The organism is Paraburkholderia sp. C35, from assembly GCF_003121405.1.
GTDB lineage: Bacteria > Pseudomonadota > Gammaproteobacteria > Burkholderiales > Burkholderiaceae > Paraburkholderia.
In genome coordinates this window covers 1-13,462 of record NZ_QBUY01000034.1, presented here as the reverse complement: position 1 = coordinate 13,462, position 13,462 = coordinate 1, and the positions used below count along the sequence as shown (strand labels likewise).

General features: G+C 60.7%; 13 protein-coding genes. All 13 read left to right on the top strand.

Annotated elements, in window-relative coordinates; all coding sequences use genetic code 11:
* Positions 1-16 precede the first annotated feature (16 nt).
* The 13 genes from DK391_RS20825 to DK391_RS20765 all read left to right on the top strand — a co-directional run bounded on the left by DK391_RS20825 (position 17) and on the right by DK391_RS20765 (position 13,217).
* Entirely contained in the window at positions 17-1,708 is a 1,692-nt protein-coding gene (locus DK391_RS20825) for a hypothetical protein (protein ID WP_109479875.1), read from the top strand.
* A 70-nt stretch (positions 1,709-1,778) separates the two neighbouring features.
* Entirely contained in the window at positions 1,779-2,234 is a 456-nt protein-coding gene (locus DK391_RS20820) for a hypothetical protein (protein ID WP_109479874.1), read from the top strand.
* Positions 2,235-2,523: 289 nt separating this feature from the next.
* Entirely contained in the window at positions 2,524-3,234 is a 711-nt protein-coding gene (locus DK391_RS20815; RefSeq protein ID WP_109479873.1) for a hypothetical protein, read from the top strand.
* On the top strand, positions 3,224-3,850 hold the full coding sequence (locus tag DK391_RS20810; protein ID WP_109479872.1) for a uracil-DNA glycosylase: 627 nt from the start codon (positions 3,224-3,226) through the stop codon (positions 3,848-3,850). The genes DK391_RS20815 and DK391_RS20810 overlap by 11 nt, the downstream gene beginning before the upstream one ends.
* A 297-nt stretch (positions 3,851-4,147) precedes the next feature.
* A complete protein-coding gene (locus tag DK391_RS20805; RefSeq protein WP_109479871.1) occupies positions 4,148-4,459 on the top strand; it encodes a hypothetical protein in 312 nt (103 codons plus the stop codon).
* A gap of 317 nt (positions 4,460-4,776) precedes the next feature.
* Positions 4,777-5,052 carry a ribbon-helix-helix protein, CopG family gene (locus tag DK391_RS20800; protein WP_109479870.1) on the top strand — a complete coding sequence of 92 codons (276 nt, stop codon included), beginning with the start codon at positions 4,777-4,779 and terminating at the stop codon, positions 5,050-5,052.
* A gap of 41 nt (positions 5,053-5,093) precedes the next feature.
* Positions 5,094-5,375, top strand: a complete 282-nt coding sequence (locus tag DK391_RS20795) for a type II toxin-antitoxin system RelE/ParE family toxin (protein ID WP_239482898.1) — start codon at positions 5,094-5,096, stop codon at positions 5,373-5,375.
* 93 nt (positions 5,376-5,468) lie between these two features.
* Positions 5,469-6,191, top strand: coding sequence for a hypothetical protein (locus tag DK391_RS20790; RefSeq protein ID WP_109479868.1), 723 nt, complete (start codon positions 5,469-5,471; stop codon positions 6,189-6,191).
* Positions 6,192-6,310: 119 nt separating this feature from the next.
* Positions 6,311-7,192: a hypothetical protein gene (locus DK391_RS20785; protein ID WP_109479867.1), complete on the top strand. Its 882-nt coding sequence runs from the start codon at positions 6,311-6,313 to the stop codon at positions 7,190-7,192.
* A gap of 160 nt (positions 7,193-7,352) precedes the next feature.
* Complete coding sequence (locus DK391_RS20780) at positions 7,353-9,494, top strand: DEAD/DEAH box helicase family protein (RefSeq protein WP_109479866.1); 2,142 nt, start codon at positions 7,353-7,355, stop codon at positions 9,492-9,494.
* A 30-nt stretch (positions 9,495-9,524) separates the two neighbouring features.
* Entirely contained in the window at positions 9,525-11,147 is a 1,623-nt protein-coding gene (locus DK391_RS20775) for an N-6 DNA methylase (protein WP_109479865.1), read from the top strand.
* Positions 11,144-12,316, top strand: coding sequence for a restriction endonuclease subunit S (locus tag DK391_RS20770; protein WP_109479864.1), 1,173 nt, complete (start codon positions 11,144-11,146; stop codon positions 12,314-12,316). The genes DK391_RS20775 and DK391_RS20770 overlap by 4 nt, the downstream gene beginning before the upstream one ends.
* A 52-nt stretch (positions 12,317-12,368) precedes the next feature.
* Positions 12,369-13,217, top strand: coding sequence for a hypothetical protein (locus tag DK391_RS20765; RefSeq protein ID WP_162600874.1), 849 nt, complete (start codon positions 12,369-12,371; stop codon positions 13,215-13,217).
* Positions 13,218-13,462: the final 245 nt, after the last annotated feature.

Genomic DNA, 13,462 nt, shown 5'->3' with positions numbered 1-13,462 from the left:
CCACGAGAGCGTCACCATGGCGAACCACCACCACACCCTTCACCAGCACAGCGTCGATTTCCTCGACGACCTCGTCGAGGACGCTGGCTCGGACACGGCGCGGATCGTCCGGCGCCGGATGGGCTACCCCGACGACGTGACGTTCTTCGAAGAGGCGCCCGCCGGCGTGCTCGCTCACGACGCGATGATGCCGCTTTACCTGGCTTGCACCCCGCACGAGCGGGAGCAGCGCATCGAGCACGGCTGGTCGAGCTACGTCTCGCTGCGCAACGCCTACCTGACCGCGGCGGTCGTCTTCGGCCGGGCGGACCTGCTGGCGATGCTGCTGCTCGATGCGGTGGGCTTGGGCGACCGCTGGCAGCACTACATCGACGCCGGGGAGGTGCACCGGCAATCGCCCGTGTCCGTCCTGCACGTTGTGCTGGACCGAGCGTCCCCCGAACTGCTCAACGAGTCGCTGACCGTGGACCTCCCGGGCACCTATTCGCTCCCGGTCTGGGTGGCGCTGCTGCTGGCAACCCGTCCGAGCGCAGACCGTTACCGGGACGTGTTGCGGCGCTTCCAGGACGCCGGCGCGACGGGCTTCGCCAGGCACCTGCGCGACAAGCACCCGGTCCTCATGAACCGACGGGCCCTGAACGCGGCGATCGACGACGCCGAGCGGGCGGCGTTCATCGCGATGACGCAAGGCACCATCGATCGTCTGAGCGCGACGCGCGAAACGCTTCGCCAACCCTCCAACCTGCTCGCGTTGCTCAAAAGCTTGACCGATCCCCTCGGTCCGATGAGCAACGCGGACGCCGACGGCGAACCTGAACCGCCGGCGGAGGATCCCCCGACCACCGACGGTCCGGTGGATGCGACCGACCTCTACATGAGTGAGGTGGAGGAGCGCGAGGCGGCGAATCACGCCGTGACGCAGGCGAGCGGACCTCAGTGGATGGAACCGGGGAAAAGCGCGTGGGGTTGGAACACGGATCTCACGGACGAGCAGCAAGCCGCGGAGCGCGCTCGGTTGGGGCTCCCGCCCCCGATCGTGTTCGATCCCGCGACGTTTGATCGGAACCAGCGCCTTGAGCGGCAACTGGTGAGCGCGATCACCGTCGGCAACATCGACGACGTTCAACGGATCCTGGACGCAGGGGCGGACCCGGACACTCCGAATCACTGCCCCGGCATGGCGTTGGCTCGCTCGATCGGGGTCAACGAACAAATCACCGCGTTGCTTCTGGCACGTGGGGCAAGTCCAACGCGGCGCTTTTACGGCGTCACGCCGCTGACGATGCTGTGCCAGAAAGCGGATCAGCGTAGCCAAGGCATCGCAGATGCTGAGCAGTTGGAGGATGCGCTGAACGTCCTCGTGCAGACCATGGGACTTCTCGTGCGGGCTGGCGCGACCGCGTCGCAACAGAACGACTTGAAGAACCAGGCGACGGTTTCTGTCATCGGCAACGTGCCCGACGCGTGGCAATGGATCGTCAAAATGCCGATCCTGCACGAGGCATACCTCGCAGCGTTGGAGGAGCGCAAGGACATCGAGGAGGAAGCGGCGCAGGGGCTCGAATCAATCCGCCAAGCGGTGGCGGATTACCCCGCGCAATGGGCACGGGCAGGGCAGGACGCCCAGGTGATGCTGGACAAGGCGAAACGCACGGTGTCAGGTGGTGTTGCACCTGGCCACGGAAGAAAATCTGGTCAGAAGCGTTGACCTCTCGGGTGGACGCGTTACCTTGGTTTGGAGGGCGATCACCGATCGCCCACCACCAAAGGAGGAGACCATGCTCACGTTGTCCACGTACACCACCCCACGATTCCCGACCCTCGTCGCCAAGCGGAGCGCGCTGTCGGACGCAGCGAAAGCCGTGCTCGACAACGCCGAACACAGCGACGTTCAGGTGCTGCTCGAGGAGATCATCGAGAAGATGGACCCGTTCGGCGAGGCACCGATGCCGACCGACTGGGTGCTGTCGAAAGCGGAGGACGCGAAGTGGCGGATCACCGCGTTCCACGAAGTGCTGCTCTACATGAGCCTCGCGCTGGCGTCCTGGCGCGTCGAGGTCGAATCGATCACCATCGACGCGAGCGACCCGGACGAGCGGCGGGCGTGGCTCGACGAGGCCGCGCTCCCCGCGAACTACATCGAAGCGCGCTCGCTCGCAGAAACGCTCTACGCATCGTACAAGCAGGTCTGCGTGCACGTGTCGAACATCACCGGGGTGCCCGTGGACGCTTGATCAGGGGGACCATCGCAGGGACGGTAAGGGGCGCGCGGGCGCCCCTTTCGCATGGGCGGCACGGTTGCACCCACGGGTCCACCGGGCATCGACCCCTTTGCGCGACGGAGCAGCGCTGGGTCGAACGGGGCGCGGGCGCCGGTCGCACCGGCTGGCGTGCCGTCCCTGGACTATGGGCACAACCCCGTTCATTGAACTTTGCTACGCTGTGCGATCGCCGGGGCGGACCGATGAACGTCCGACGCAACCGGCAACGATCGTAACAACACAAGACCAACGAGGCGCAAACATGCCGGAAGCATTTGACCACAGACCCCTCGACCCCTTGAGGCGAGCGGAGCACGCCCTGAGGAGGCGACTGGAAGAACTCGACGATGGCGGTCTACGACTGCCCGTCACACCGGGACCGTTTTTTGTGCTGCTTGCGCAACCGATCGGCATCCCGGACTTTGACGTCACCTACGGCACCCAAGAGTGCGACGCGGCGGCTCGAAAGCTCCTGCGGGCACGTCCGGGCGGCTACGACATCAGCGATCGAAAGCTCCGATTCATGCCGCCTCACACGTTCGGCTCGGTCGAACCCAACCCTACCACCAGGCCGGATCGCTTCGCTTACGTCCACGTCACCGAGGACGGTTTGGTCGAACTGGCATCGGGGGAAGTGGCGGACATGGGCAGCCGGGAGATCGTAGGCTTGGGTGGCATAGAGGACGAGATTCGAAAGCACGACGCCCAGGCGATACAGGAAGCGTTCGAAGAACTCGGGGTAGAAGGACGTGTAATGGTGACCGTTGCGCTGCTCCGCACGGGAGGCGCCAAGGTCCGGTGGATCGAACCGGTTCCGTCCGAGGGAGTGCTGGGTGATTCTCACGTCACCATCCAACCGCGGTGCTTCGCCACACCGTCCGACCTCTCCGACGCGAACCTGATCGGTCTGGTGCAAAAGCTCTGGACGACCATCACCCGACAGGCACTGCCCGTGGCAAAAAATGGCGCTTGACGCACCGCGCACCCTGCGCTCCCTGGACGCGGTCGTGCTCCGCCGGGCAATGCTGACCGAACAGCACATCGCACCGCTCGCGGCGTACGTCGCGGACCTGCGCGTGCGGCACCCGGACTGGGAGTTCCAGGACTTCGACCCGCTCGACGGCGGGGTCGAGGCGGACATGCTGTTCCTGCTCGAAAAGCCCGGTCCGATGACGTCAACGACGGGCAAGAAGCAGGGCTCCGGCTTCATCAGCCGGAACAACGACGACCCGACCGCGGAGAACCTGTTCAACTTCATGAGCACGGCCGGGATCGAGCGCAAGCGCACCGTGCTCTGGAACGTCATCCCGGGCTGGAACGCGACCATCAAATACAACGCGGCGGAGATCCGCCGCGGCGTGGAAGAGCTTCGGAACCTGCTCCCGCTGCTCCCCAACCTCCGTACGGTGGTGCTGGTCGGGAAGCCGGCTCAGCGGGCGAACCGGTTGTTGCAGACCGTTCGTCCCGACTTGCGAATCCACACGTCGGCGCACCCCAGCGCGCAGTGCTACCGGTTCAACCCGGACCAGTGGCGCGCGATACCCGGGCAGTGGCAGACCGCAGGGCAGGCCGGCGGCGCTCCGGTCTAACGGCAGGGAGCAAGGGTCGGCAGGATCCCTTCGGGACACCCCACCGGAAAAAACGGGCACGCACCCCAAACGGTGCCGGAGGCAGGGGGGCTCATCGTCAGGTGCGTTTCACCCTGGGCGGCAGCGGACGGCGCGCAGCGGGAGAGCGGGCGCTTGCGCCCCGAGGGGTTGGGGTCGTCGTCGCCGGTTTGATCTCGCGAGGAGGAGGGGCCTCAGCGGCCCGTTTGACAAACGTTCTGCGTCGATTAGTGTGGTCATGCAGGCGGGCGTTCCGCCGAAACCATCGCAGGAGGGCACATGCAAGACACCAACCGTGTATCCGTCATCGACAATACGTTCGCGAAACGGGATGCGCTGAATGCGCTGAATCGGGCAATCGAGACCGTGTTGACGGCGGCGGCAGCGCTCGGCACCGACGAGCGGCGAGCCATCTACGAAGCGCAGGTCGCGGAAGCGAAGGCTCACCTTCGAGCGGCGAAGGACGCGCTCGAAAAGCTCGACACGCTGCGCCACCTGGTCCCTGAAGCGAGCGCGCTGGAAGATTCGAGCCGTTGGCGAGCGTTCGAGCACATCCAGGCGGTCCTCGACGAGACCATCGACGATCTCTGATCGAGGGTGGAGCAGGTGAAAAACAATGGGAGCCCCGCGGCTCCATTTTTCGGTCCCGAGCCACCGTCGTTCCGTCCCCTTGGGTCACCGACGACCACCATGGACGGTCACCTGTCCACCCATAGACGTGCACCTAACCCCCGAAAAGCGCGGTTTTGCAGAGGGAGGTTTTCGTGATTCATGCGAGGGCTGAAAGCCTTATCTGGCGAGAGTTTGCGCGGTCTTTCGGTCCAAAAAATAGATGAAAAAAGCCCCCCTAAAGCAAGGCTATTGTTTTACAATAGGACGTACTGAAACGCAAGAGGCGGAGGTTCAAAATGGCGGAAGCGCTGAAAACGGTGACGGCACAACTGCCCGTCAACCTCGTCGATCGCATGGACGACATGGCGACCCGGCTGGACCGATCAAAGCAGTGGATCGTGCGTAAGGCCGTGGTGGCTTACCTTGCGCGTGCGGAACGCGAGCGGGCAATGATCCAAGAGGGTCTGGACGACGTCGACGCAGGACGGCTGGTGTCGATGGAGGCGATGGAACGATGGGCCGACAGCCTGGGCACGGACAACGAACTCCCGCTCCCGAAGATTGGTGAGTGATGGCCATCCCGGTCGTTTTCACGAGCAAAGCAGCGTCGGACATGCTGACGATTTTCGAGTTCGAGAAGAAGCTCAACGGGGCACCGAAGGCGCGGGAGATCATCAAGGCCCTGAACGCCGAGGCGAAATCGCTGGGCGTCACCCTGCGGCACAGGATCGGCGAAGAACTCGACGGGTGGGAAGGCCCCCCGGCGCGTGAAGTCCACAAGGACATTTGCCTGCACGGCGACTACGAGATCCATTACGAACTGATTCCGGCTTACGAGCCAATCCCCACCGGCGTCGCAATCTTGCGGGTGTGGGACACCCGGCAGGACCGATGAACGAAAGGGCCGCAAGGCCCTTTTCTGATGGGACATGTACGAGCGGTTTACCGAGGTGACGACCGAGTCACCGTCAAACGAAAGGGCTAAAGCATGGACGAGGCGAACAAAAACAGAACGGATGAAGCGGCTACCCATGAGGTGCTCGACGACGTGCGCCAGTTGAGCGAAGGCGAACGTCATTCGTACGTCGAGATCGCACTAGCACGTGCCAGGGGCATCGCGGCACCGTTGTCCGATGGTGAAACGCTTTATAAGGTGTTTGAGCCGATGCTGCGTTTTGTTGTCACCCCTCCCTCCTCACGTCCCCCGTTTGCGGGCGGTTGCCACAACACCTCGGCCGTGCTTTACATGTTGCTGCGTGAAGCCGGATTGTCCGAGGACAACCTTGCGTTGTGCGTGGGGGAAGTCATCGGCGACGAGGCATGGCGTCGCTATTGGCTCGGAAGAAGCGGCAGGATGCCCCGGTTCGACCATTCTTGGGTCGAAGTGAGCGGCAAGGTGCTCGATGTGGCCGTTTGTGTGCCGGGACCAACGGGTGGGTTTGCTGGTGGCCCGGTCTTTGGCGGAGTGGACCTCGGAAGCGATGCCGTGCCCAAGATCAAGTTTGGTATCGCGTCCAACGACGCGCTGGACGATGACGCTCGCATGGTCAATGGTATGAATCTGCGCCAGTATCAGGACCACCAAGATCGGATGCGCCATACGTCCATGGCAGAACTGGTGCAAAGCGTGTACGGCCTGGACGGTAAATCGCTGATTGCCAAATATGGCGACGTCAGGCGCGATTGGCGCAATCCGGCGTTGAATCCGTAAAATCGACGGACCCATGCGCCGTGCCCTTGGGTCTGTCGCTCACGAGGCGATCACAGCGCTTCGCGCGGCGGCTATTCCCCTCACAGGACACGCATGAACATTCCACAGTCGAAGCAGCCATGACCGAATCAAACGATCAGCCAATCCAAAACAGTCACGGTCTTGATGAGGCCATGAAAACCATCCTAGGGGTGGAGCGCGCACTCGCCGAGCGTGGGTTGACCTGCCACTCCGGGAGTGCGCTAGGTTCTTTGTTCGCCAAGGTGCGCCGCCTCGCCGACGACACCAAGCGGCCTTTGTCCGACGAGAAGAGGCGAAGGACGTTCCTCAAGGCCAACGAGGCGCTTCGCATTGCGCGCGCGGTCAACGAAGCACTGGACGATGACGGCGCGAAAGAAGCCATCCATCGCGTCAGGACGAGCGATATGAATCTTGACACCAGGCAAAACGTCAACGGCAAGGACGCTCTTTGGGAGCTAGATCTACACCGCCGGTTCAAACTTGGACAGACGCCCGTGCGCATCGAAGAGCCGGACCTGGTGATCTCGCTGGGCGAAACGTTCGGCGACTATTCGCTCGCCTGCAAAAAGATCTACTCTGAAAACAACGTTGCCCATCACTTTGACCTCGGTTGTGACCAAATCTCAAGGCACGGAAGACCGGGGATTGTCGCGTTCAACCTCGACGATATCGTGCCCGAGGGTGAAGCGTGGGAGTTCCCGACAGAGCGGGAACTCAGGCAAAAGCTCAACGCGATGAATCAGGATTTCATCCTGTCAAACGAAATCCACTTTCGATCTGCGATCGCACGCGGAGCATGCGACGGGGTGCTGGTCTCCACCTCCGTCATCTCGAACGTCCTCGACATGACTCCGGCCGTCAACGTAACGCACTCAACGGCGTCATGGTTTCACGGAGCACGGCCGGAAGCTCAGACACGCTTCAAAACCTTCCTTAAGTGCCTTGATGGCGTTCTCAGGTCAGGCGCTGATGCAGAATGAATCAACCGTGACCGATCCGCTTTCATCGACAGGGGCGAATCGGCGCCGTGTGAGCAAGGCGAGGCGATAATCGCCCACCGGTCGCGGTTTTCCGCGTGTTGGGCACCCCGCGAGCCCGATGACCGCTTAAAATAGGTAAAAGTCCCAACGGCTCAAGGACATGACAAAAAACGAAGCGTTTTCCCGGGTGCTCATCGACGCTCTCCTGGCGGATCAGGGGTGGAAGACCACCGACCCGACGCAGGTCCGCTACGAAGTGGTGATGCCAGACGGCACGCGTGCCGATTACGTCCTGTGCGACCGGCACGGGCGGTCTTTGGCCGTCGTCGAGGCGAAACGCTTCACGACCAATCCAGCAGATGCGGCGGAGCAAGCAAAGCGCTATGCCGAGCATTTGAACGTCCAGTACATCTTCTTGACCAACGGGTCGGAGGTGCTGTTCTGGGAGTGGCGGACTCAAGCCTTCCCGCATCCGGTCAAAACGTTCTTCAAACAAGACGACCTCGAACGTCGGTTTGCGAGCCTGACCGTCCGTAAGGACGTGCTCTCGGTCCCCATTGACCTGAAAATCGTCGAACGGGACTATCAGACGAAGGGCATCGACAAGCTTTGCGAAGAGATGCAGCAAGGTCGGCGGAAGTTGCTGGTGGAAATGGCCACAGGCACGGGAAAGACGCGCACAGCCGCAGCCTTGATCAAGCGTCTTTTTGAGGCTAATGCCGTTACTCGTGTGCTCTTCCTCGTGGACAGAATCCCCTTGGCGAAGCAGACGGAAGACGCGTTCACAGAGCATCTGCCTGACTACCCGGCTTACGTCCTTCGGGCTGGCCGCAGGTTCCGGGACGAAAAGCGAATCACCGTGACCACGTTGCAAAGCATGGTCAATATCTATTCGGAATACTCGTCCGGTTACTTCGACCTGATCATATCGGACGAGTGCCACCGTTCGATCTACGGTCAATGGTCCGGGGTGCTCAAATACTTCGACGGCATCCAGATCGGCCTGACGGCCACGCCGTGCGTGGCAAACCTAGACGACGCCCAGGCAGACGAGGAGGACAAGCAGTTCGTGCGTGACACGCTGCGGTTCTTTGAGGTCGATAAGCCGACGTTCTCGTACAAGCTCAAAGACGCCATCCAGGACGGCTGGCTGGTACCGTACCAGGTCTACGCGGCGCAGACCGTCAAGACCGCTGCCGAGGGCGGATTCGAGGTTCACCGAAAAGATCTCGATTTTTCCGCGATGGATGAGGAGACCGCGGCCGATTTTGAGCAACTCTTCGCCGTTCGAGATCCCATCGTCATCGATCCCGCCGCGCTGGAGCGAAAGTTCACGATCCCGGAACGCAACCGAGCGATCGTCCGAGAGTTCCGTGAGGTGCTGCAAAACGGCTTCACCGACCACAAGGGCGTGCTTCGGATGCCACTTATCGGCAAAACGATCGTGTTTGCGGTGAACAAAAAACACGCCGAGACGCTGGCAAATCTCTTCGACGCTCAGTTCGCCGACAAGAAACCGTCGCCGGACGTGCGTTACGCCGACTATGTGGTGTCCGGAGCAGGGCCGGATGACACGGCCGACGCCATGGCGAAGATCAAGCGATTTAAAAAGGAGCAGTTCCCGCAGATCCTCGTTTCGGTCAACATGCTTGACACAGGTTTTGATTGCCCGGACGTTGTGAACCTGGTCTTCGCACGGTTCACACGATCGGCGATCCTCTACCAACAGATGCGGGGGCGTGGCACTCGAAAGGCGAAAAACAAGCCGGTCTTTACCATCTTCGATTTTGTGGGAGTCGTTGCCTACCACGGCGACGAGGATCCAGTAGGCGAGGGCGGCATCGTCGTGTCGAAAACGCCGCAAACAACGAAGCATGAACCGACGCGCCTCCTGTCACTAGACGTGGACGATGACATCGATCCAACCACCCGCGAGTGGATCACCATGGATGAGGATGGGAACATGCAGTTCCCCGAGGTGTCAGCGCAGCGGGCAGAAGAACTGGGAGCGCGATTCGAAGCATGGCGACTGCAACAGACGCTGACTGCAGAGCAAGATCGTTGGCTGCGGATTCTGGGTGCTCAGATCCGCGCGAACGCGGACGATCTAACAGAGTTGTTGCCCGAACATTTCACTTTTTTCCATACGTTCAATCAGATGGGTGGTTTGAAAGAGGCGCAGCGTGTATTTGGCGGCGATGAACCCATTAAGACTCTCCTGGATAGTTTGAACGCGGCGCTCTTCAGCGAGCCCTTGCCGAACAACGACGGCGGTGACGCACCGCAGCCTACGGCACACTGATCAACTACGTTTCACGCTTTAAGGTAGGACATGCCTCTCACACCCAACATGCGTCGGTCTATCGACCAAATCCGTGATTACTTATACGGCGGTGGTTACCCGGATCCAGTGTCGAACGCGGAACAACTGTCGTTCCTCTTTTTCTTTTACCTCGTCGAAGGCATCGACAGCGACAATCAGATGAAGGCTCGGGTCCTCAAGCGCCCCTATGAGAGCCTTTTTTCTGGCGAGTGGACCGTCAAGAATCCGCTGAACGCCGAGGAGGGCAACAAGACGATTCCGCGTGATAGGTTTAAATGGTCGGTCTGGGCAAAAGCGATGTCAGGCGAGGCATTGGTTCGCTTCCTTCGCGACGAGGTTTTCGCGTTCTTCGCCGAGATGGGCGAGCGCAGCGCGACCAACTTCATGGAGGGCGCTCGTCTTTCGATTGTTGATCCGACTGTCCTCACGCAGGTCGTCAACCTTGTGGACAATCTGCACTTGGACGATTCGGACGCGGATACGAAGGGCGACCTTTTCGAACACGTATTGCGTCAGATCCGGCAAGCGGGTGAACTCGGCCAGTTCCGCACGCCACGCCACGTCATTCGGATGATCACTGCGATCGTCGATCCAAAAATCGGTGAGACAATCTACGACCCGGCAGCAGGTACGGCAGGCTTCTTGGTCGCCGCATATAACCACATCCGTCTGGCCAACTCCTCGGAAAACACCATCCAGGAGGTCGAGCTTGACGGCAAGGTACAGCGTCGCGGTGTCGGCGACCGACTGTCAGCCGCGCAAAGCTCGGCGCTGCAAACCGGCACCTTTTTCGGCAACGATGTTGATCCGAAAATGGTTCGCCTAGCGACGATGAACCTGACACTTCGAGGTCTACCGAACGGCCGGGTTCTTCTGCGCAATGTGCTCACCTCGTCGCTCGACGCCGAACGACGGGAGGCGCTCGGCTTGCCGGCGGAGGGCTATCACGTAATCTTGGCAAATCCTCCCTTCTCGGGGCGGGTGGACAAGGACCGCGTAGTAGAAGATGTGAAAGTTGGCAACAGCACCGCGACGGAACTGCTCTTTTTGAAGTACATGATCGACAGTCTGCGCGAAAGCGGTCGATGCGGTGTCATTGTGCCGGAAGGCGTGCTGTCCGGTTCAACGCTCGCACACCGTGAGCTTCGGCGTCAACTCGTCGAGAACAATCGCGTTGAGGCAGTGATCTCCCTGCCAGGCGGCGTGTTCCAGCCATACTCTGTGGTGAAGACGTCGGTGCTGGTGTTCAGCAAGGGTGGCACGACCGATAACGTGCTGTTCTACCATCTCGACAACGACGGCTATAAGTTGGATGCCAACCATGACCAGCCTATCACCCAGGATGACTTACCAGACGCGATCGAGACGTTCCATGACCGTTCCGCCCGACTGACGACATGGCGAGCACGCGAGGAAGGAAGTGAATGGGACGCAAAATATTGGTTCGCTGACGCGGCGAAAATCAAGGGTGCAGGTTTCAATCTGTCTGCCAGCCGTTACCGACCGGCAAGCCAACTGGCTGCGGAGCACCGTGACCCGCTCGAATTGCTCGATGAACTGTCAGCGATCGAAAGTGAGATTGTGGAAGAAGTCGCCGCATTGCGCGCTGCGCTTGGAGAGATGTCCCTGTGAGCGAACCTGTGAAGTTGCGGGATCTCGTCACCGTTCCGACGGGCACGATCAATCCAAAGAAAGAGCCAGCGCGCCCATTCATGTACGTGGATGTTGCGTCGGTTGATAACGTTGTAAAGGTCATCCGAGAACCGAAAGAGTTGATCGGCGCCGACGCGCCTTCGCGTGCTCGGATGGCCATTCGCGTCGGCGACGTTCTTGTGTCAACCGTTCGTCCAAATCTCAACGCGGTAGCAATGGTTCCTGAATCGTTGCATGACCAGATCGCGAGCACGGGTTTCTGCGTTCTGCGTGCGAGAGAAGAGGTTTCTGCCAGATACCTCTTCTACTTCACACGTTCCCAGCGTTTCATCAAAGGTCTTCAGGCTTTGGTGGCGGGAGCGCTTTATCCGGCGGTCACCGATAAGCAGGTGCTCGACCAGGAACTGCCGCCACATTCTCCGGACGAACAGAACCGATATGTCGAGCTTCTGTCACGTGCAGAACACATCGTGCGGCTGCGCGCAGATGCCCAACAGAAGGTCGCGGACTTGATGCCCGCGACGTTTGCAAAGATCTTCGGCGACCCGGCGACCAATCCTATGAACTGGCCGATGACCACCATCGGCCAACTCCTCGCGGACGCGGACTACGGCAGCAGCGCCAAAGCACACACCGATCCAATCGGTTTGCCGATGATTCGGATGGGTAACGTCACGTACGAAGGTGACCTCGACCTAAACGACCTCAAGTATGTCGAGTTGGAACCGGACGACATCGAGCGCTTTCGCTTGATCGAGGGCGACATTCTTTTCAATCGGACGAACAGCAAAGAGCTTGTAGGAAAGACCGGACTCTGGGACGGAGCAATGGATGCCATCGTCGCTTCCTACTTCATCCGAGTTCGAGTCGATCGTGCAAAAGCCTACCCATCCTATCTCTGGGCGTTCCTGAACTCTCCGCACATGAAACGGATGATGTTCGCCACGGCCCGCGGTGCGGTCGGACAATCCAACATCAATAGCAAAGAGTTGAAGGCTTTCCCGATCCCACATCCGCCAGAAGGATTGCAGAAGAAATTCGACGAGCACTGCAAGGCATTGCTGGATTTAGCCGCGCAGCAGCGCACGTCTTTTGAAAAGGCTGAGGCAACGTTTCAAGCGCTACTCGCACGAGCATTCCCGGGATAGGAACTCGATTACCTGGCCTATGAAAGCGCCTTTTTACGCTGGACTTGCCGGCTTGTCCCTGCCCGACGGCACCGATGAGATCGAACTCGGGCAGGGGCTTATATTGCGGCGGACGTACGCCCACCTCATGAGTTCGTACACGATGGCGTTCAAGCCACCTGTCGAGCCAAGCAGGCATCATCCTGCACCCTGGAAAGCCACGACCCGTCACGACGCGTTCGATGTTCGTGTCGAACTGGTCGTTCCCCCTGAATACAAGCCACCTGGTGATCTGACACCATACGAGATCGCACGAGTGCTGACCTGCGTCCTTCGGTTGGTGATCAAACCCGAAGCACGCTTCCTCGTGCAATCGACGCATTCCCTGTCCCAAATAGCCGCGCTCGATGATCAGAGCATAAGAATCTCGCCCGTAGAAACGAGCCAGCAATACATCGAACTCGCACTGGTGAACCCGTTGGCGGATGACGTCCGCTGGGAATGGGTTCGGAAATACTGGCCCCATGCCGTGGCGTTGATGGCCACGCACGCGGACTTCCGCTTGGCGATGGAGGCGTTCGAAATGTCCACCTTCGTCCCGCACCACGCCCTTACGCTCGTGTCGCTGTGGGGTGCGCTCGAAGCGCTGTTCTCGCCTTCGACGTCCGAACTGCGGTTCCGGGTGTCGGTACTGATTGCCTCGTACCTCCACCCACCCGGTGAAGCCCGCCTGGCTCGGCAGCGCGAGGTGTTCGACTTGTACGACAAGCGGTCGGCCGCTGCGCACGGGAAGCCAAGGCACAACACGACGCACCTCGTGCAGACGTTCAACATCGTCCAATGCGTGCTGGTAAAGATGATCGAGTTGAACGAGGTCCCGAGCAAGACCGCGCTCAACAACATGCTGCTGGGCGCACCGTAAGCCGGTCAGCGCTTCGCGCGGCGGCTTTCCCACCCTGACGCACAGGACTGCCGCCCCTTCGCACGTCATGACACGTGCACAGGCGGCACCAGCGGCGGGCGCGTGTCGAACACGCTGGCCACTGGCCTGATGGACAGCGTGACAAAACCGGAAGGCTCGACGCACCGCGGGCGATCCCAACACTGTCTCTAAAACACAGCTCCGCGCCCACGAGACGGGCTCCTCTCTCGGATGCCGGCTGCGGG